Source organism: Nonomuraea sp. ZG12, from assembly GCF_052068115.1.
Classification (GTDB): domain Bacteria; phylum Actinomycetota; class Actinomycetes; order Streptosporangiales; family Streptosporangiaceae; genus Nonomuraea.
This window is the reverse complement of record NZ_JBQHCW010000002.1, coordinates 1-19,311: the sequence shown is the minus strand read 5'-3', so window position 1 is coordinate 19,311 and position 19,311 is coordinate 1. Positions and strand designations below refer to the sequence as shown.

At 68.9% G+C, this 19,311-nt stretch carries 19 protein-coding genes; 9 read left to right on the top strand and 10 right to left on the bottom strand.

The features are described 5' to 3' along the window. Nucleotides 1-52 precede the first annotated feature (52 nt). Both ACTMTF_RS07265 and ACTMTF_RS07260 read right to left on the bottom strand, forming a co-directional pair. Nucleotides 53-1,231 (bottom strand): helix-turn-helix domain-containing protein, encoded by a 1,179-nt coding sequence (locus ACTMTF_RS07265; RefSeq protein ID WP_441109850.1) that lies wholly within the window; start codon nt 1,229-1,231, stop codon nt 53-55. Next, the gene (locus ACTMTF_RS07260) at nt 1,218-2,030 is read right to left on the bottom strand and encodes a hypothetical protein (protein WP_441109849.1); all 813 of its coding nucleotides are present in this window, start codon (nt 2,028-2,030) and stop codon (nt 1,218-1,220) included. The genes ACTMTF_RS07265 and ACTMTF_RS07260 overlap by 14 nt, the downstream gene beginning before the upstream one ends. A 289-nt stretch (nt 2,031-2,319) precedes the next feature. On the opposite strand from ACTMTF_RS07260, the gene ACTMTF_RS07255 reads away from it, so the two are divergent. Then, a complete protein-coding gene (locus tag ACTMTF_RS07255) occupies nt 2,320-2,616 on the top strand; it encodes a hypothetical protein (RefSeq protein WP_397012464.1) in 297 nt (98 codons plus the stop codon). A gap of 319 nt (nt 2,617-2,935) precedes the next feature. On the opposite strand, the gene ACTMTF_RS07250 is transcribed toward ACTMTF_RS07255, so the two are convergent. Next, on the bottom strand, nt 2,936-4,435 hold the full coding sequence (locus ACTMTF_RS07250; protein WP_441109848.1) for a hypothetical protein: 1,500 nt from the start codon (nt 4,433-4,435) through the stop codon (nt 2,936-2,938). Nucleotides 4,436-4,729: 294 nt separating this feature from the next. On the opposite strand from ACTMTF_RS07250, the gene lnt reads away from it, so the two are divergent. Together lnt and ACTMTF_RS07240 are read left to right on the top strand one after the other, a co-directional pair. Then, nucleotides 4,730-6,316 (top strand): apolipoprotein N-acyltransferase, encoded by a 1,587-nt coding sequence (gene lnt / locus ACTMTF_RS07245; RefSeq protein ID WP_441109847.1) that lies wholly within the window; start codon nt 4,730-4,732, stop codon nt 6,314-6,316. Between the two features lie 559 nt (nt 6,317-6,875). Further along, complete coding sequence (locus ACTMTF_RS07240; RefSeq protein WP_441109846.1) at nt 6,876-7,019, top strand: hypothetical protein; 144 nt, start codon at nt 6,876-6,878, stop codon at nt 7,017-7,019. Nucleotides 7,020-7,027: 8 nt separating this feature from the next. Here the strand turns inward: ACTMTF_RS07240 and ACTMTF_RS07235 are convergent, their stop codons facing one another. Continuing rightward, nucleotides 7,028-7,885 (bottom strand): hypothetical protein, encoded by an 858-nt coding sequence (locus ACTMTF_RS07235; RefSeq protein WP_441109845.1) that lies wholly within the window; start codon nt 7,883-7,885, stop codon nt 7,028-7,030. Between the two features lie 217 nt (nt 7,886-8,102). Between ACTMTF_RS07235 and ACTMTF_RS07230 the strand changes: the two genes are divergently transcribed. After that, nucleotides 8,103-9,311, top strand: a complete 1,209-nt coding sequence (locus ACTMTF_RS07230) for a hypothetical protein (RefSeq protein ID WP_441109844.1) — start codon at nt 8,103-8,105, stop codon at nt 9,309-9,311. A gap of 317 nt (nt 9,312-9,628) precedes the next feature. Here ACTMTF_RS07230 and ACTMTF_RS07225 read toward each other — a convergent pair whose 3' ends face one another. The 3 genes from ACTMTF_RS07225 to ACTMTF_RS07215 are packed head-to-tail and all read right to left on the bottom strand — an operon-like array spanning nt 9,629 to nt 12,353. After that, on the bottom strand, nt 9,629-10,582 hold the full coding sequence (locus ACTMTF_RS07225) for a pirin family protein (RefSeq protein ID WP_441109843.1): 954 nt from the start codon (nt 10,580-10,582) through the stop codon (nt 9,629-9,631). Nucleotides 10,583-10,608: 26 nt separating this feature from the next. Then, complete coding sequence (locus ACTMTF_RS07220) at nt 10,609-11,286, bottom strand: NADPH-dependent F420 reductase (RefSeq protein WP_441109842.1); 678 nt, start codon at nt 11,284-11,286, stop codon at nt 10,609-10,611. Then, nucleotides 11,283-12,353, bottom strand: a complete 1,071-nt coding sequence (locus ACTMTF_RS07215; protein WP_441109841.1) for an LLM class flavin-dependent oxidoreductase — start codon at nt 12,351-12,353, stop codon at nt 11,283-11,285. Before ACTMTF_RS07215 ends, ACTMTF_RS07220 begins: the two co-directional genes overlap by 4 nt. A gap of 121 nt (nt 12,354-12,474) precedes the next feature. Between ACTMTF_RS07215 and ACTMTF_RS07210 the strand changes: the two genes are divergently transcribed. The 3 genes from ACTMTF_RS07210 to ACTMTF_RS07200 all read left to right on the top strand — a co-directional run bounded on the left by ACTMTF_RS07210 (nt 12,475) and on the right by ACTMTF_RS07200 (nt 14,703). Then, on the top strand, nt 12,475-12,921 hold the full coding sequence (locus ACTMTF_RS07210; RefSeq protein WP_441110628.1) for a MarR family winged helix-turn-helix transcriptional regulator: 447 nt from the start codon (nt 12,475-12,477) through the stop codon (nt 12,919-12,921). A 161-nt stretch (nt 12,922-13,082) separates the two neighbouring features. Beyond that, complete coding sequence (locus ACTMTF_RS07205) at nt 13,083-13,415, top strand: GNAT family N-acetyltransferase (protein WP_441109840.1); 333 nt, start codon at nt 13,083-13,085, stop codon at nt 13,413-13,415. A gap of 73 nt (nt 13,416-13,488) precedes the next feature. Then, nucleotides 13,489-14,703, top strand: coding sequence for a low temperature requirement protein A (locus ACTMTF_RS07200; RefSeq protein ID WP_441109839.1), 1,215 nt, complete (start codon nt 13,489-13,491; stop codon nt 14,701-14,703). A 114-nt stretch (nt 14,704-14,817) separates the two neighbouring features. Here the strand turns inward: ACTMTF_RS07200 and ACTMTF_RS07195 are convergent, their stop codons facing one another. Together ACTMTF_RS07195 and ACTMTF_RS07190 are read right to left on the bottom strand one after the other, a co-directional pair. Continuing rightward, a complete protein-coding gene (locus ACTMTF_RS07195; RefSeq protein ID WP_441109838.1) occupies nt 14,818-15,816 on the bottom strand; it encodes a lysostaphin resistance A-like protein in 999 nt (332 codons plus the stop codon). Nucleotides 15,817-15,912: 96 nt separating this feature from the next. Continuing rightward, nucleotides 15,913-16,470 (bottom strand): hypothetical protein, encoded by a 558-nt coding sequence (locus ACTMTF_RS07190; protein WP_441109837.1) that lies wholly within the window; start codon nt 16,468-16,470, stop codon nt 15,913-15,915. Nucleotides 16,471-16,624: 154 nt separating this feature from the next. On the opposite strand from ACTMTF_RS07190, the gene ACTMTF_RS07185 reads away from it, so the two are divergent. Both ACTMTF_RS07185 and ACTMTF_RS07180 read left to right on the top strand, forming a co-directional pair. Further along, nucleotides 16,625-17,872, top strand: a complete 1,248-nt coding sequence (locus ACTMTF_RS07185; protein ID WP_441109836.1) for a sensor histidine kinase — start codon at nt 16,625-16,627, stop codon at nt 17,870-17,872. After that, nucleotides 17,869-18,471: a response regulator transcription factor gene (locus ACTMTF_RS07180; RefSeq protein ID WP_195902550.1), complete on the top strand. Its 603-nt coding sequence runs from the start codon at nt 17,869-17,871 to the stop codon at nt 18,469-18,471. Before ACTMTF_RS07185 ends, ACTMTF_RS07180 begins: the two co-directional genes overlap by 4 nt. Nucleotides 18,472-19,114: 643 nt before the next feature. Here the strand turns inward: ACTMTF_RS07180 and ACTMTF_RS07175 are convergent. Continuing rightward, on the bottom strand, nt 19,115-19,311 hold a 197-nt coding region (locus ACTMTF_RS07175; RefSeq protein WP_441109835.1), incomplete at its 5' end, for a hypothetical protein.

The following is a 19,311-nucleotide window of genomic DNA, read 5'->3' as shown; positions in this document are numbered from 1 at the left end:
CCGAGGGCATCGCCCGGGGCGCCCGGGGCTCGAACTCGGAACCTACGGATCGTCAGACGACCCGCAGGGTGGGACGCTGGTCCGATTCGCCCAGCAGTTCGCGGACCCGGGAGGCGTGCCAGGCAAGCTGGGTGGCCAGTTTCGCCATGGTCAAACCGGTCTCGGCGATGGCCAGATCGAAAGCTTGGCGCAGGAGTACGGGTTGCTCGCCGGGGTAGTCGCTGATCGGCTCGGGGGCGAAGCCGGGCTGATCGCGCAGGGTCTTGAGACGTTGGTAGGCGCGGCCGGCGGCGGAGTCGGAGATCAGACCGACCTCGCGGCAGCGGTACAGCAGGGAGTCGACCGACACGCCCCAGGTGTGCTTGAGCGCCACCAGGCGGCGTAGGTCCAGGCGGGTGGGCAGCTCGGGCAGGATGCTGTCCCTGGGGGTGAGGAACTCGGCGGCGAAGACGTCGGCCTCCCGCTCCTGCTGGGAGTCGCCGGAGGCGGCGTCGCCGTGCAGGACCAGGTGGCCCAGCTCGTGTGCTGCGGTGAAGCGGTATCGGTGGATGTCGTCGAACCGGTTGGCGGTCAGCACCACGATGGGCCGGGGCAGCTGTGAGGTGGAGAAGGCGTCCACGGTCGTGGCGTCCTCGTCGGGCGGCGGGAAGACCACGATGATGCCGTGGGCCTCCATGTGCCGCACGATGTGCGAGACCGGCCCGCTGCCCAGCCCCCAGAGGTGACGCAGGGCGCGGGCGGCGAGGGCGGGCTCGCGCGGCACCTCGACGCCGGAGTGGACCTCGCCGCCGGAGAACCCTGGAAGCTCCACGTGCGGCAGCCGGACCTGTTTCTCCAGCGCGTAGGTGAGTTCCCAGACCTGTTCGACGAAGGCGACGGCTTTGGCGCGCTGGTGGGCGCGGGTGGAGCGCAGGCTGCGGAAGTGCGCCGTGGATCCGTCGAGCTTGCCGTGGGGGCGGCCGGTGAGGAAGAAGGCCGTCGGCACGCCGAGAGTGTCGGCGAGGCGGGGGATGAGGTCAGGTCGAGGACGGGTCATGCCGGTCTCGTACTGGCCGACCGCCGCGGGGGTCACCCCGATGCGCTCGGCCAGGTCCTTCTTGGTCAGCGCCGCCAGCTGCCGCGCCTGGGTGAGCCGGGCCGGGTCGAAGGCGTCGGCGACGGCCTGTGGGCTCGGCCCGGCGGGTACGGCGCCGACGGAGGTGAAGGAACGGGTGGGATCAGGGGTGCTCATTGTCGCCGGTGACCGTGGTTTCCTCGGGTGTCTCGCTGCTGACGGGGAAGATCGTGTCATTCTTCCGCTCGATCCGCGATCTGGCGTGCAACGCCAGGTCGGGCAGCGAGCCGTGGTCGAAGCGGGCCGCGGTGGCCGGCGGGGCGTGCCGTAGCGAGGCAGCGGGTCCGGCGGACAGGCCCGTCAGCGGGACAGGCTCGCAGTGCAGCCACCGGATCCGGCCGAACCCGTCGATCAGTTCGGCCTCACCCCAGTACAGCCGGATGAGGCCCGCCTGGGCGTTGCCGGCGTAGGCCACCGGGATCAGGCGGGTATCGGCGGGCAGCCGCTCCAGCTCGACCCGGACCGAGGCCCGCTCGGTCTCCTCCTGCGCCGACAGGTCCAGCTCTTCCTGGTGGTAGGAGACCGTAGGGCTGAAGCGATCGAACAGCTCGCGCACGAGCGCGGAGACGCGACCGTCGCTGACCCGGGCTTCGGTGATCGGTGTGCGGTCGTCCTTGGCATAGCGGAACGGCAGCAGCAGGTTGCCGTTCAGGATCACCAGGTGGTGCGGGGAGCCGTACGGCCGGATCATCTGGAAGTCGGGCTCGTTGCGGAAGCCCTCGACGAGCGCCTCGTAGCGGCGGGTCATCAGGGCGCTGCCGTAGGCGAAGTTCTTGTCGCTGAGCGAGGAGCGCTGGGCGTCCTGGGCGTTGCCCACCGCTTCCAGCAGTGAGACGGCAAGCTGCCGCCGTACGGTGTCGGCACGCTCACCGAACCGCTCACGGGCCCAGCCTGACAAGGACGGTTCCGCGCTCATCAACCCCTCCATCCTGACTTCGTTCTCTTCCGTAAGATCGACGCAGGCACTTTACTTTTGTTCATCATACTCCCGATCCGTGCTGAGTTGATGTTGGTTCTCGTGTGCGAACCGCCGCCAGGTGGCGACTGGCGCGAGCCGGACGGGCACGCCGTACTGCGTCCCCCTGACCTGCCCGGCCGTGCGACGGCGAGCGGCATGCCCCGGGTAACGGAAGCCAAGTGCCACGGACCTATGGTGGATGGAGAGAGTGCCATCAAGCCGCATCGGTGTCGCGGGGGAGGCTGCGATGAGAGAGCACTTCGTCTGGGTGACGACGCGTCGCATCAAGCCGGGCGCGTTGGAAGAGTTCGAACGGGCATGGCGCCCGGACCCGTATCCGGAGGGCCTGAGTCACGCCTATGCGTACTGGACCGAGGACGGGCAGGAAATCACCGGGGTGTCGTTCTGGGACACCAAGGAGGCGTGCGACTCCTGGCGGGCTTCCGAGGCCGAGACATCTCGGCGTGCGACCATGGCTCCTTACGTTCTGGAGGAGCGGGAAGACTTCTACCTCGGCCGCGAACTCGGCATTCCCGTACGGTAAGTCACGGGCCGGCCGACGGCTGGGTCGGTTGCTCCTGGTGTCATCCGCCTGAAATCGGCAATGAGGACTTCCCGGCTCCTGACGTCCCGGTCATGAGGATCAGGCCGGGCTCTGTGTGCATTCCTTCGGCGATCATCGCCGCCAGCCGGGCCGTGGCTCGGCCCCGTCCTAGAACACCTCGGCCAGCAGGTTCGCACCAACCGAGCCCGCGACGCCGGCACTCGCCGACAGCAGACCTGGCTCCAGTCCGGCGCAGCCACCGGCGCCAGCGCGCCCGCACACAAACCGACGAACGTCACGTACGTCGTGGTCGCTTCAGTCACGGGTTCCCGCGGGGCGGCACGAACACATACCAGGTCTTCTCCCCATCAACGCGAAGGTCGATCGGGGTCCAGGAAGTGAGGAAGGGGGCCGGAGGTCTGCGGGAGGTCGTGATCACACCGACCCAATCGCGCCGTGCGATCGCGGCCCTGATCGAGGACGGTACGGATGATGTGCCCCCGTAGTGGCGGAAGACGCCGTGTGAGGCACATCTGGCCAGATATCCGATCTGCACGGCGTCGTGGCCGTACAGGAAACACGGAGGGCGCGTCCCCACCTGCTGGAGCCGGGCGGCGACCGCCGGCACGGCGGCGCGTACGGCGTAGACCTGCTCGCCGTAGACGTAGACGGACCTGGCCTGGACAGCGAAGTAGCAGGCGACACCGGCGACGGCGAGCACCGCGGTGCCCCGCCGCAGGCACAGCCAGCCGATGCCCGCCGAGACGGGGAGAGCGAGCAGGGCGTAGGCGGGCAGCAGGAAGCGCGGAGCGGCGTAGCCGACGGTGAAGACGTAGGACAGGGCGAGTGACAGACCGCAGGCCAGGGCCGCCACGAGAGCACGACGCCGGACCATCCAGACGCCCAGGACCGCGAAGACCGGCACCGCCGCGAACCAGGCGACCTGCGTCAGCGGCAGCCCCCCGCATTCGACGCCGAAGCGGCACAGCAGGGGCCCGTCCAGCGCGCGCAGATGGTCGGGGAGGCTGAAGCGCAGCCCCGTCGCGTTCTCCGCCCCCGCCGCGTGCAGGCGCGCGAGCGGCCCCCCGAACCGCATGACCGCCTCGATCATCCACTCCGCCCACCCGATCGCGAGCCCGGCCACCGTGGCGAAGAGCAGCCGCGGGCTCCTGCGCACGACCCCATACCCGACCAGCGGAAACGCCAGCCAGGTCGCATCCGAGGGGCGCATGAGCGAGGCGATCGCGAATGCCGCGACGATCCCGGCAGTGGCCAGGCGCGCCCTCGGACGCACCTCCGCCAGGCAGGCCAGGCCCACCCCGGCGACGCCGCAATAGGCGACCCACATGTTCGGCATGGCCTCGTTGGCGTAGAACAGCGACAGCCACAGGCCGCCGAACAAGGCGGCGGCCATCGGTGCCACCGCTCCGGCCCGCAACCGGATCCACGGCAGGTAGGCCAGGAACAACGCGATTCCCGACAGCAGGCTGAGATAGACCCGGATGGCCGTCACCGAAGGGGTGACCAGCGCGACGGGAGCCACCAGGAGCTGAACCCCGCGGGCGCGTGGCGCTGTGAACTCGGCGGCGGGAACGCCGCGGGCCACCTGACTGATGTACACGCTCTCGTCCCATCCGAGCCCGATCCTGACCGTCAACGCCAGCTGAACCGCCGTGTAGCAGGCGGCCACCAGTCCCAGTGCCACGTACGAACGGACGGTGTTCCACGACCGCGGCCGACCGGTCCGCCAGGTGCTCGCCACGCCGTGGGAGACGTCGGCCGTCCGGTGCACGGCTGGGGAAGATTCGGCCTCATCCATGCCTGCCACGCTACGAAGAGGCAGGTCAGAGGCTGTTCAGACTACGGTTCGCGGCTGGCATCGAGGTGCCCCGGGATCGTCCGACCGGCTGCCGGTTCTGCGATGGCTTCGTCTCGATCGTCCCGCGTTTCGGTCCCACGATCAGCTGGGAGTTGCTGACCACGCTGGTCTTCGCCACCGTCTTGGCCGTGGCCAAGTCCCGGGGCCGTATCCGGGGCGGCCGGACTCCAGGCGATGAGTCTCGCCGTACTTCTGGGGGCCGGTGACAGGCGCCGGGTGGGGTAGCGGGGCAGTGTGCGAACCGCGTCCGCCGCCGTCACGGCCGAGCGCGCCGGCCTGGCGCGCCGCTGGGCGCCGCGCCTGCTGGCCGCGGTGGCCGGTGCGTGCCTGGCCCTTGCCTTCCCCGCAGTGAACGCCTGGTGGTGGGCGTGGTTCGGCCTCGTGCCGTTCCTGCTCCTGGTGGCCACGGCGGGGACGTTCCGTGAGGCGGGGTGGCGGAGCTGGTGGGCTTCGGCGGGCTTCTTCGGGACGCTGCAGCACTGGGTGCTGCCGTTCCTGGGCGTGTTCTGGCCGCTGGCGGTGCTGGTCATCGGGCTGGTGTGGGTGCCGTTCGGGCTGGTCGCGTACGGGCTGCTGCGGCGCGTTTCCCCCGTCAGGGTGGGGGTGGCGCTGCTGGTGCTGCCCTCGGTGTGGGTGGTCGTTGAGGCGCTGCGTTCATGGCAGCACCTCGGCGGGGCCTGGGGACTGCTCGGGTCGAGCCAGTGGCAGGTGCGGCCGGTGCTGGGGCTGGCCGCGCTCGGCGGGGTATGGCTGCTCAGCTTCACCCTGGTCGCGGTCAATGTCGGACTCGCGATCGCTGTGCTGCCGGACGCCGGCCGGCGGGCCCGGCTGGCCGGCGGGGGAGCCGCCGTCGCGCTGGCCGCGCTCGCCGTGTGCTCCGGGCTGGTACGGCCCGATCCCGTCGTGACGGGTGTCATGCGCGTGGCGGGCGTGCAGCCGGGCCCCGTGCCCGGCGCGGAGCGGCGTGTGGCCGCGCACCTCCGGCTGACCGGCGAACTCACCGGCCGTGAACCCGATGTGGTGGTCTGGGGCCAGAGCAGCGTCGCCCTTGACCCCGGCCGGCGCCCGGACGTGGACCGCATGCTGCGCCGGGCAGCCGCCGAGGCGGGCGCCGACCTGCTGGTGAACGTGGATGCCACGGATTCTTCCGGCCGGATCGCCAAGTCGGCCTACCAGTACACGCCGGACGGGGTTGTGAACACCTACGTCAAGCAGCGACTGGCCCCGTTCGGGGAGTACATCCCGCTGCGGCCGGTGCTCGGCTGGATCGCGGGGCACACCGAGGCGGCGGAGAAGGACCGGATCACCGGTACCGGGCCGGTCGTGTTCGAGGTGGCCGGCCGCCGGGTGGGGCCGCTGATCTCGTACGAGTCGACCTTTCCTGACCTGCGGCGCGGCCTGGCCCGCAGGGGCGTGGACGTGACGATCACGCAGGGGTCGCTCACGACCTTCCACGGGAGCTGGGCGCACGCGCAGCAGGCGAGCTTCGAGGCGCTGCGGGCGGTCGAGTCGGGCCGGCCGGCGGTGCTGATCGAGTTGGACGGCACCTCGGCGGCGTTCGACGCGCGCGGCGGGCGGCTGGCCTGGTTCCCGCCCGAGTACCGCGGCGCGTTCGTGGTGGACGTGCCGCTGTCCGTCGAGGAGACGCCGTACGTTCGGCTGGGCGACTGGGTACTCGCCCTGGCCGGCGGGATCGCGCTCGGCGCCGCAGCCGCGGCAGCCGCCCGGCGGATCACCGGCATCCATCCACCGAGAACCGGTAGTCGCCGGCATGATCAGCGAGTACGACCACGCCGCTTAACCGCAGCTCAGGACCCGTAACACATGGCGTTGCCCGATTCGACGGCGATGGTGTCGCTGCCGCCCACCCAGGAGCGCGGCATCAGGCCGCCTGAGGCTTCACGAGCGGCTATTTCCATGGCACCGTGGCGGGCACGCTATAACCATCGACTAAAAAACTTAAATAGGGTCAATTCGGTCGTGAGATATGCAGATGAATGCGCAGAGGCTCCTTCTTCGGATAAGCCCCCGCAGTGGTGAGCAGTCCGATGACCTCCGGGTTCGGAGATGTTGAGTGCCGGATCGTTACCTGGGCGCGTGATCGCGCGGGCTAGGATCGGTGAAAATAGGGGCCCTTATCGCAACTTCCATTCTCGGGTGACTCGTCGAATGTCCAAGTTCCGGCACTGGTTCATTCCGGTGGCCACCACCGCATACCCAGGGGTCGATGAGATCGAGAATCGACCCGAGCTGCTCCGTGAGATCGAGATCATGCAGGATCTCTTCATCAATGATCTAGGTCATCGGTTGCCGGCCGGGTTCTCGGCGGACATGAAGAGCTCGGATCTCAAGGGCGCGCATCGCGGCGCGGGGGACCAGAGTGGAGTTCGATCCTCTGGACGGCGCCGGCCGCGTGATCGATCTCAACGTACCGGTGACCGGCATCGCCTTGCATGACACCTCGACGCTGGTGATCGGCACCGACCAGGGGACAGTCGTCATCAATCTGCCCTTGCCCGACTGAGGGGCGGCTCAGGGCAGGATGGCCACCCCGGTGGCCTTGGCGGTGAGGTAGCGATGGGCGTCGTGCATGTTGCCCCCGTTGTCGACGATGACGTTCGTGATGCGGTCGCCGAACAGTGGACGCAGATCCTTGACGAGAGCGACCGGATCGTTCTCGTCGGAGATGTTCGTCCAGGAGGTGACACCGCCCGGCCAGTGCGCTGTCAGCTTGCCGTCCTCCGGATCTCGCCGGGGAGACGGCCAGAGACGGTCGAAGATCAGATTGCGGATGCCGAGAGGCGAGCCGAGGGTGACCAGCGTAGTGATCTTCCATTCGGGGTGCGCGCACAGCGCCTCGTAAGCGACCACCGAACCGAGTGAATGCGCGATGACGACCCGGGTGTCCTCGGTCACCAGGGCTTCCAGGCGGTGTCGGGCGGTGGGGCGGACGTCGAGCTCGGTGAAATAGCGCCGGACCTGCTTCAGCGAGAACACCAGAGCCTTCTCGCCCACGGCGGCGAAGCGCGGCGACGACAGCAGTGCCGCGAGTGCTCGCTGTGCGCTCCGGGTGGCAGCGTTGAGCGTCCGTGCGTCCGGAGGTCTCACCGCCGGGTCGGTGCGAGCCGCGTCCTCCCACCAGAGGTACAACAGGTCGAGTTCGAAGCCTTTCTCGACGTCGTCGGCGGTCAGTTCGGGGAGCCCGGCGCTGAGCGTCCGTTCTGGTTTACGGAAGATGTCTCCGTACGCGACGCACGCGAGATCGCCTGGCGTGAGCGCTCCGCCGGCCAGGCTGACGCCGTCCGCGAGCGCCGGATACCAGGTTCGGTGGAGCGAGGCCGCGCCGAGGAACTGCTTCGCCACACCGTGAATCGCGATGATTCGAGCCATCTCTTCATGATGGCGCGAGACTCTCCGGAGTGTTCGTTTGTTTCTGTTTCCATCTCGCCACTGCTGTCCCTGAACGGGCCTGCTCACCCGGGGCGGAGGTGAGTGGTAATGCGGCGGTCGATCAGCACCCAAACGAGTGATATGGGCTAGAAACACCCGATGGGATTGTCAAGCACTTAACAAGTCGTTCGTAAGAGCGCCCCATTATCACCGACGCATGAAACGCATCACCATGACGGCCACTGTTCTCGCGCTCGCCGTCCTCACCGTCCTGCAGTCAGTTTCCGCACAGGTCATGCCCGCTTCCTCGACCGCGGGGCGCGCCGGCGACGCGTCCTTCGGCGTCCCGGCGGCGATTCGCGCCGAGATGCTGGCGCAGCGGCCCGCCGCCGAGGTGGCGCACAAGATCAGAATGGCGGTGGAGAAGGAAGGTCGCACCGGGCTCGCCGGCATCGCGCTCGACGGAGCCGCGCTCGACGTCTGGTGGAAGGGCAAGCTCCCCGACTCGATCCGCAGGATCGCCGACTCGGTGACGGACGTCAAGATCAGCGTGCACAGAGCCGCGTACTCACAGAACGACCTCATCAAGGCTGCGGCGGCTCTCGAGGCGGACATGCGTGACAACCCGAAGTCTTCTCTGCACTCCATCCGCTACCTCGTGGACGGCAGCGGCGTCACCGTCGAGACCACCGCCAAGGAAGCCGACATACGCCCGACGCTGGTCCGGCTGGCCGGCCGGCTCCCGGTCAAAGTGATCACTTCACCCGAATGGCGGGCCCACACCTGGCGGCAGGGCGACACGATGGACTTCTGGGGCGGCGGGAGGATCATCAACAAGACGGCCGGCTCGGGCTGCAGCGCGGGGTTCGCGGTGGCGGGCGGCGCGGGCATGCTGACCGCCGGGCATTGCGGCCAACGGGGGAACGAGTTCGCCAACGGCGACCTGTCCGTCACCTTCGGCTGGGCCAGGAACAAGCACACGGCCCACGACCTGCTGCTGATCCCCACGAACGCGGAAGGCCGGATCTACTTCGGCGATGCGGACGCGATCAAGTCGGTGGAGATGTCCAAAGCCGTGGTCGGGTGGGACTGGGCCTGGCCCGGTGAACTCGTTTGCCAGTCCGGGGCCACCTCCGGCACCGTCTGCGGCACCCGCAACACCGATACCTACGCCATGTCGTACTGTCCCTCAAATATCCCCGGGCTCTGCCTCTCGGACATGATCCTCGGCGAGAACATCGCCAACGTGGTGGCCTCACGCCCCGGCGACAGTGGAGGCCCCGTATTCACCTTCGCCTCCGGCGAGTCCGGCGATCCCCGGGTGATCGCCAAGGGCATCGTGAGCGGCGGCAGCGGAAAGCGTCTGATCTACCAGGACTTCGGTACGGCCTGGCGTGACTTCGGCCTCGAACCCGCCATCGGCTGATCACCGGAGACCCGCCGTCCCGATCGCCCACCCACGCCAACCGTTCGACTTCCACTGATCGTCCTGGCTACCCGGCCTGCCGCCGCAGGCCGGGAGGTCTGGGCGCATGGCACCTTGGCCGAGAAACGCATCTGCGGCGAACGCCGATGTCGACCGCCGTCACCATGGTCGAGGCCATGCGCGCGAGCTACAACCCTGCGCAGCTGGATGTCCTGGGGCGAGCCGCAGAACTCGCGCGGGCTGGGTCGGACGCGGACGAGGTCCCGGGTCCCCGGGCATGACCGGGGTCGGAGGATCTGTCGTTGGTGCGATGCTCCTCATGCCCGATCGGTGCGCCCCGGCGGGTTGCGCCGTGGTTTGATGATCACGTCCGGCACCGGCGGCGCGGGCAGACGGTGCCCGTGGTAGCCCTCGACGCTTCCGAAGCGGTCCGAAGCGGCCTCCCAGTCCTGGCGGGCTCGCAGGATCTCCTCGTGGTCGCGGACGACGAAGTTCCACCACATGACGATCTCCTCCTCGAACGGCGGGCCACCGAGCAGGATGGTGCGTGCCGGGCCGTCCGAGCGGTTCGTCACCGTCAGGACGTCGATGCCCGGCGCCACGTAGCCGAGCTCCCCCGCGGGGACCGCGGTACCGTCCAGGCGTACGTCACCGGCATCGACGAGCAGGCCGTGCTCGAATTCGGGGTCGATGGACAGCGTGACCGTGGCCTGCGGCTCGAGGTCGAGCTGCGCACCCAGCAGGGGTGTGAACGTCCGCACCGGAGAGGTCTCGCCTTCCACCGAGCCGAGGAAGACCCGCAGCTCGGCCCCGTCGATCCGCACGGGCTCCGGCACGTGGTGCTGGAAGTCACGCCCGGCTTCCCGGTCCGCGTCGGGCAGGGCCACCCACAACTGGACGCCGTGGAGGACCGTGGTGTCCGCAGTGGAGACCTCGGAGTGGGCGATGCCGTGGCCGCCGGTCATGAGATTGAGCTCTCCTGGACGGATGAGCGAGTGGGTGCCGAGGCTGTCGCGGTGCTCGATGGTGCCACTGAAGAGCCAGCTCACCGTCTGCAGCCCCGTGTGCGGATGCGGCGGTAGGTCCATGCCGCCCGCCGGCACCTCGACCGGTCCGTAATGGTCGGCGAAGCACCAGGCGCCGATCAGTGTCCGAGCCCGCTGGGGAATCGTGCGCCGCACCTGCAAGGCCCGCGGTCCGCCCAGGGGCACGTCGCGGGCCGAGAGCACCTCGACCCCGGTGGTGTTTCCGACCTGTGTCCTGGATCGCATCACTTCCGAGGCCGCTTCTTGATTGCTCACTTGGACCACTCCACGATCGTGTTGTGCACGGCTGTCTGGGTCAGAAGTCGGAGCTCGGCGGCCTGGACGTTGGCGCCGAAGGCGGCGGTGCCCGGCTCGAGTCGGACACCCTCGGCGAGAGGTCCGATAGGCACGGGGTCGAAGCCCAGGTCGTCGACGAGCGCCGCGACCTCGGTGACGTCTGCCTCGCTGTCACCGGCGACCGCGATCGCCTTGCGGCCCGGCGTCCCGGCGGGCCGGCCCTCGTCCTCCAGGTCGTGGTACCCCATGTGGTTGAAGGCCTTGACGACGCGTGCACCGTCGAGGAAATGCTGTACCTCTTCGCTGGAGGAGACGCCGGGCTCGAGGAACCGCTCGCGGGGCCCGTCGACCTCCCACCAGTGGTTCATGGTGTCGATGACGAGCTTGTGGCGCAGCTCGTCGGTCGGGAGCGCCCGAAACTTGCTGAGCGGGAGGGCGAGAATCACGACGTCGGCGTCCCGTACGGCTTCGACGGCCCAGACGGCGGTGGCGCCGGGCGTCAGGACGTCGATGGTGAGGGCGATCTTCGCGGGGTCCCCCGACCCCGCGACGAGTACTCGATACCCGGCGGCGAGAGCGAGGCGGGCCAGGACCGTGCCCACCTTGCCGGCCCCGAGGACGCCGATGGTGCGTACGGCCGTGCGCACCGTCATCGGGCCACCTCCAGCGTGCTGGGCTTCTCGGCGAGCAGCTCGCGCACCATCGGGATCACCTTGGTGCCGTACAGCTCGACGGCGCGCAGACGGTCGCCGGCCGAGACGGCGCCGGCGGCGGAGTAGATCAGGTCGAAGCGCCCGACGTCGAGCGTGCGGATGGCACGGGCCATCCTGCGCGCGACGGTCTCGGGCGAACCGACGTAGAGGGAGCCGTGCTCGACGTCGGCCTCGAACTCCGCACGCCGCACAGGGGGCCAGCCGCGCAGGGCGCCGATGCGGTCGCGTACCTCCTTGTAGCCGGGCCAGAAAAGTCGCTTGGCCTCCTCGTCGGTCTGGGCGACGAAGCCGGGCGAGTGCATCCCGACCGGGTAGGCGGTGGTCTCCAGTTGTTCCGTGGCGCGCCGGTACAGGTCGACGTACGGGGCGAACCGGTCGGGCGCGCCGCCGATGATCGCGAGCATGAGCCGGAACCCGTACCGCGCGGTACGGATGACGGACTGGGGCGACCCGCCCACACCGACCCAGGTCGTCAGCCGCCCGGACTCCGTCTTGGGGAACACGTCGGCGTCCTTGAGCGCCGCGCGCGTGGTGCCCTCCCACGTGACCGGTCCCTCGTCCAGCAGCTTGTGGAACAGGTCGATCTTCTCCTCGAAGAGGATCTCGTAGTCAGCCAGGTCATACCCGAACAGCGGGAACGACTCGGTGAACGACCCGCGGCCCAGGATCACCTCGGCGCGCCCGTTCGAGAGCGCGTCGACCGTGGCAAAACGCTGGAAGACGCGCACCGGGTCGTCGGAGGACAGGACTGTCACACCCGAGGCGAGGTGGATGCGCTCGGTCCTGGTGGCGATGCCGGCCAGCACCGTCTCGGGAGTGGAGATCGAGTACTCGGGGCGGTGGTGCTCACCGAGGGCGATGACATCCACGCCGACCTGGTCGGCGAGCACCGCCTCGTCCACGACAGCGCGGATCGCCTGACCATGGGAGACGACGTTTCCCTGATCGTCGCGAGGTAGGTCACCGAAACTGTCGATACCGAACTGGACGGCGGTGCTGTCGGTCATGGGTTCGCTCCTTGTGGGATCCGGGTCTCACCGTGATGGGGATTGACGTGTCAATCCTGTAACGTGCAGAGTTGACGTGTCAATTCCCGGAGGTGCCATGGTTCAGAAGAAGCGTCGCGTGATGCCCACGCGCGAGGAGCTGCGCATCTGGCGCAACTACATCGAGACCGCCGAAACATTGCGCACCCTCCTGGAGGGACGGCTCCAGAGCGAGTCGTCCTTGTCCTCCGCTGACTATCGAGTGCTGCTCGTACTGAGCGAGGCGGATCGGAGGACGTTGCGTTCCTCCGAGCTGGCCCAACTGATCGGCTGGCAACGCAGCCGCCTGTCACACCACCTGGGGCGGATGGAGAAGCGCGGGCTCGTACGCCGAACCCCGTGCCCCGACGACGTCCACGGCATCGACGTGCTGCTGACCGACCTCGGAGCGGAGTCGTTCCGGCGCAGCTCGGTGCCGCACCTGCGTGACGTGCGTGAGCTCTTCGTCGACGCGCTCTCCCCGGAACAGCTGGTACAGGTCGACGAGTTCACTCAGGCGCTACGCCGACATCTCGGCCTCGAGCCGTAGCGCGTGCATCACGAGAGGGAACTCCATGACCATGCAGATGGGTCGCATCGTCGAGCATCGGGACGTCGTACAGGACCTCACCCCGACTGAGTCAACGGCCAGCGGTCACCCCATGGTGTGAACCCATATACGTCACTTCCCGAAACGAGAGGACCACAGCGATGAACGATCAGAACCAGCAAGAAGTGACCATCCGCGACAACCCCGACAAGAGCCGCTTCGATGTCCTCGTCGAGGACACCCACGCCGGGTTCTCCGTGTACAAGGACTTCGGAGAGATACAGCGCATCTTCTACCACACGGTGATCTTCGATGAATTCGAAGGCCGCGGTCTCGCCGGCGCGCTCACTCGCACCGCACTGAAGACCAGCGTCCAAGCCGGATATCGCATCGTGGCGGTCTGCCCCTACGTCAAGAAGTGGCTCTCCACGCACCACGACTTCGACGATGCCACCGACCCCGTGAGCCGGGAGCATCTCCGCGCTCTGCGCTGAACCGTGCACGAGCGCGCACCAGAGCCATCCGCCACGACGCTCTCGCGCTTGCGACAGGAAGGACCCCGCGACGATGCCCGCACCCCCGCCCCCGGCGAGCAGGTTCCGCCTCATCCCGATGGCAGCTCGCGACCCTCACGAACCGGGCCGGTCGGCCAGCGTGCTCGAGCTGTTCTTCGACCTCGTCTTCGTCGTCGCAGTGAGCATCGCCTCCGTCCAGCTCCACCACGCCCTGACCGAGGGGCACGTGCTCGACGGCCTGGTCACGTACGGTCTGGTGTTCTTCGGGATCTGGTGGGCCTGGATGAACTTCACCTGGTTCGCCACGTCCTTCGACACCGATGACTGGCTCTACCGGGTGCTGACCATCGTCCAGATGGCCGGCGTGCTCGTGCTCGCCACCGGGATCGAGCCCGCCTTCACCGACGCGGACTACACCCTGCCGATCCTCAGCTACGTGGTCATGCGCCTGGCCATGGTCGCCCAGTGGCTGCGCGCTTCACGCTCTGACGCGTCCATCCGCCGCACCGCCCGGGTCTACGCAGGGGGTATCGCGGCGGTCCAGGTCCTCTGGCTCCTGCAGCTCACGCTGCCCGACGTACCGGGCAGGATCACGCTGGTCCTGCTCATCGTCGTCGAGGTCGCGATCCCGGTCATCGCCCAGAGACGCGGCACCACTCCGTGGCACCCCCATCACATCACCGAGCGCTACGGCCTGTTCACGCTCATCCTGCTCGGCGAGAGCCTGCTCGCCTCCTCCAACGCGATCATCAAGGCCGTCCACGACACCGATGCCCTCGGGCCGCTGATCGCGATCGCCGCGCTCACGTTCGTCGTGACCGCCGCCCTGTGGTGGATCTACTTCTGGCCGCCCCACCACCGGTCCATCACCAGCTTCCGCGGATCGCTGCGCTACGGCTACGTCCACTACTTCGTGTTCGCCGCCGCCGGCGCGTTCTCCGCGGGCATCGAGGTCCAGATCGACGTTCTGACCGGGCACAGCGAGCTCAGCGACCTGGCCGCCTCCTTCACCGTGACCATACCGATCGCGGTCTTCCTGGCAGGCATCTGGTGGATCGCGATCCGAGACCACGCCGACCCGCTCGTCAACGCCGTCGTCCCGCTGGCGGCGGTCCTCGTCCTGTGCGATCCGTTGCTCCCCGTCCCCGTCACCCTGACCGCCGTGATCCTCGTGCTCGTGATCGTTGTCCTGGTCTTGCACCCACCCGTGAGCTCACCATCGCCGGGACGACCAGCGAGTACGCGTTGTCGGTGGCGTGCACCCTGACCGGGCCACACCGGCCCGGTCAGGGTGATCACGACGATGGTCAGGCCGCCGCCAGCACCGTCCTACACCTGCCGTGGCCACAGGGCGATACGGCACGTACCCGCCTCGGGTGATTCAGCGGGCTCCAGCGGTGGGTATGGCGTCCTGGCTCGACGCGCGCATGGGGGTGACTGCCGGCCCGTCGCGGCGGGTGCGGTACCAGACCGCCGCGGTGATGACCGCCAGCAGAACGACCGGGGTCAGGTAGACGACGGAGCCGACACCGGACGAGCGGTCCGTCGAGGCGCCGAGGTCAGCGTGCAGCGCCAGCGCCAGCAGGAGCCCGAAGACGTTGTTGGCAGCGTGCAGTACGACTGCGGTCTCGATGCCGCCGGTGCGCCACGTGATGAGCGCGAACGCTACGCCGACAGCCAGGAACTGGAGGTTCAGCCAGACGTCGGTGGACAGGTGGATCGTGGCGAACAGGACCGCGGAGACGACGACGCCCAGGGCGAGAGCGGATCGCGGTCCGCGGCCCCAGCTCCCGGCGACCCGGAAGATCAGCCCGCGGTAGCCGTACTCCTCGCCCGCGCTCTGCAGCGGAACGATGACGCTCGTGACCGCGAACATCAACAGCAGGTCGGCAACCGCCCAGCTCCCTGCCGGGGATGACTCCAGGGCGGCGAAAACCGTCATGTAGATCGCCCAGACCGGTGCAAGGAAGAGGATCGCGCGGCCGAGGACCGCGGGTCGGAACGCCCCGACGACGGAGTGGAGCGAACCTCCCTCGACGCCGTACAACCAGCGCTGGATGAGCATGCTCCAGGGGATCAGCAGCGCGGTGGAGGCATAAGTGGTGGCCATCGTGACCGGCGTGAACTCCGTACCGCCCGTCACGACGCTGTCCCGCCCGAGCAGGAGGTCGACCTGACCCCCGAGCTGGGCGAAGGCAACGCCGAAGCCCACCAGGCCGGCGTGCAGCAGCACTATCGCGAGGATGCCGCGGCCGATGCGGCGTTTCTCCCCCGCGAGCACCCGGTGATACGGCGCCCCTTCAGGGACCGATCCGGGCTGACCCGCCGAGCCGCCGGCGGACGAGGGTGCGGCGGACGAGGTCTCGGACAGGTGGGGCATGGTGTGTCTCCTCGAGAAGGCGTGCGTCAACAGGGGTGTGCGCGGGGTAGGAACACCTGCTGGATCGAGCGATACGGCGCCGAACAGAGCGGGTTCTCAGCCGACGGCGTTCATGACGCCACTCGCGATCAGCGCGGTGAGCGTGGTCCAGGCGATGATCGCGAGTGCCTGCCAGATCAGGATGCGGGTCTTGCCGACGCCGGAGGCGGCGAGCATGGTGGCCGTGAAGTGCGTGGGCAACAGCAGGGGTCCGAGCAGGCTGACGCCCGGTACGCCGTAGCGCTCGTAGGCGTGCTGGAACTTCGCGCGGCGCGCGGCGCTGCGAGAGCCGTCGGAGCGTTCGGCCGGCGCCGCTGCCGGGGTGGAGTCGCTGCCGGCCGGCATGCCGTCGCGCGCCAGGACCTTTTCGCGGCGGCGGGTCACGACGGCGTCGCGCGCACTGGAGCTGAGCAGTACGAGCACGGCCACGCTGAGGAAGTTGCCGGCCATCGCGGCGATCGCGGCGACGACCGGCGGGATGCCGCCGATGATGCCGATCACGACGCCGCCCTCTCCCTCGATGAAGGGGATGGCGCCGGCGGCCGCGACGATGAGCGACTGGACGACGTCCGGCACCTGCCCGACGAGATCCTGGAGGGTGTCGATGAGGCTCATGGTGTGCTCCTGTCGGTGTGGGCGTCGGGGTTTCCTCCGTCCTGACTCCAGTCCACCGCTCGGGAACACAGCTCAGAAGTGCCTCGCTGTCACCGCCTTCCGGGACCTTCGCACGCCGCATCCATGACATGTGTCATGCCGGTAGCTTGGGCGGATGAGCAGCCAGCCCGAGTCCGCGGCCGCCGTATCGGCGGCAGCGGAAGCCCGCACCGCGCTACGGCTCACCCGGAGCATCAGCGCGACCTGGTGGTATGTCGCGCTGGCGGTCCTGCTCTTCGAGCCGGTCGTCGTCCTGCTCCTGGTGGCCGCCCTCGTCGAGGGCGGGTTCGGCGACCTCACGGCCGCTGCCGTCGGCGTCGGCGGGCTGCTGTGGTGGCTCGCGACGCTGCGCCCGCTGCTCGACTACCGGCATCGGACGGTTGACACGCCGCTGGTGAACTGGCGGCGCCACCTCGCGCCGCTCCTGATCGCGGCGGCCTACGGTCTCGCGGCCGGGCTCGTCACCGGCGTCTGGGTGGTGGGCGTCCTGCCCGTGACCCAGGTGCTCGTGCTGCTGAACTGGCCGCCGGGGGTACGCCTTCGCGTGGTGCTGGCGGCGACCGCCCTGCTCGTCGCGCTGGCAGTGATCGACGTCCGCCTCACCTTGGGACCGAGCGCCGACACGAACTGGTTCCAGCTGATCTCCCTGTCCGTATTCCTTCCGGCCATGACCGTCTCCTCGCTGTGGTGGTGGGACGTGCTCGTCGCCCTCGACCGGGCCCGGGCCTCGGAGGCGAAGCTCGCCGCGACCCAGGAGCGGCTACGGCTGGCGACGGACGTCCACGACCTCCAGGGGCACCACCTCCAGGTCATCGCCCTCCAGCTCGAGCTCGCCGAACGACTCATGCCCCGCGACCCCGAAGCGGGCATGGAACAGCTACGCGCCGCGCGCGCCAGCGTCGACGACGCACGGCAGGGCACCCGCGACCTGGCCACCCGGTTCCGCGCCGTCCCGCTGAGCGACGAGCTCGCCAACGCCGTCGACCTGCTGCGCGCCGCGGGCACGAAAGCCGAAGCCGTCGTCGATCCGGACGCGTCGCTGGCACCGGCGTCCGCCCTCGGACCCGTCATCCGGGAGACCACGACGAACGTGCTGCGCCACGGCGGCGGCCGGTGGGCCCGCCTGTCCCTCACCCGCTCGGACCGGTCGTGGCGCTACGAGATCTCCAACGACGTCGCTGACAGCGCACCGGAGAGCACAGGCGGCGGTTCCGGCCTGGAAGGACTCGCGCGACGCGCGGCCGGGGCAGGCGGCGACCTCGAAGCACGGCGCGAGGACGAGACATTCACCGTGGTCGTCACGGTCCCCGCCGAAGAAGTCCCTGCCGAAGAAGTCCCCGCCGAAGGAAAGGTTGCCGGATGATCCGCGTGCTGCTCGCCGACGACGAGGGCATGATCCGCTCCGCACTGGCCGCGCTGTTGCGCCTGGAACCGGACATCGACGTCGTCGCCGAGTGCGCCGACGGCGCCGAAGCGGTCACCACCGCCGAACGCCTCAAGCCCGACGTCTGCCTGCTCGACCTCGAGATGCCGCACCTGGACGGCGTTCAGGTCACCGAGAAGCTCAACCGCACCCTGGCCACCCGGTGCGTGATCGTCACCCGCCACGCCCGACCCGGCGTCCTGCGCCGAGCACTGGCCTCCGGAGCCGCCGGGTTCCTGCCCAAGTCCCGCTCCGCCGACGAGGTCGCGGCCGTCATCCGCCGCGTCGCCGCCGGCGGTCGGTACGTCGACCCCGAGATCGCCGCCGACGCGCTGAGCGACGAACGCTCACCACTGACCGACCGCGAGCTCGACGTACTCCGCGCCGGCCGGCACGGCGAGACCACCGGACAGATCGCCCGCACCCTGTCCCTCGCCCCCGGCACCGTCCGCAACCACATCTCCACTGTGCTGGGCAAGCTCGCCGTCGACACCCGCCAGCAGGCCGTACTCCTCGCGGAAGAGCGCGGCTGGATCTGATCGGCCCCGCTCGCGATGGCCGGGAACCCGCCGCCTTGCAATCAGTGGGTGTCCATCTGCGTGAGGCCGGCCTCCTTCCATCACAACATGCGAGGGGCACCCCTGCGCGGAGCCTGAGTGGCCCAGAAATGTGACCAGCGGATATCGCTTGACGCGGGCGGTGAAGGTTGGCGTCGATACCACCGCCCCGGGGCAACCGGTGGCCCCATGGTGTTCCGCTCTGCCCGTCCACGGGCGCGTGAGCGTCCCGAAAAGGGTCCCGAAAATCAAGATTCATAGATGATGTCTCGGGACGGGTGTCAGTTTCCGAAGTCGTTCGCACGGATGCGCGAAGTGGTCCGCACGCTGCGGGCGTACAGACCGTCTGTGTCGATTTCCCGAAGTCCTTTGCAGGCACGCTTGAGGATCGGAAGGCAAAGATGGGGCTGATTGACGAGTGACCGCGGTGGCCCCGACCGTCGCGGCGATCGCCCTGATAGCCCGGAGGATCACCAGAGTGAAGACCACCCGGGCTCAGCACTGCAAGAAGTACGCCGACACTCGGTGGTGTGGGAGAACCCATCTCCAGTTGAAGGTCGTGGTGACCGGAACACGGGCGGCGCCGACCGTGACGCCGCTGGTGTCCGGCGATGCTGAGGGCTGGTCAGGCGGTGGGGTGCGTCGCATGCAGCAGGCGACGCAGGCGCAGGGTGTCCGGGGCCTGGGCGGTGATCGGATGGCGGGGCCCGGCCAGCAGGGTCAGACTCGAACCCGAATTCTTGGAGCCATGAGGATTTCGACACAGACAGTAGGCGGCGAACACGATTTCCTGAACCCCGTCAGCCATACGACCAAGGACGG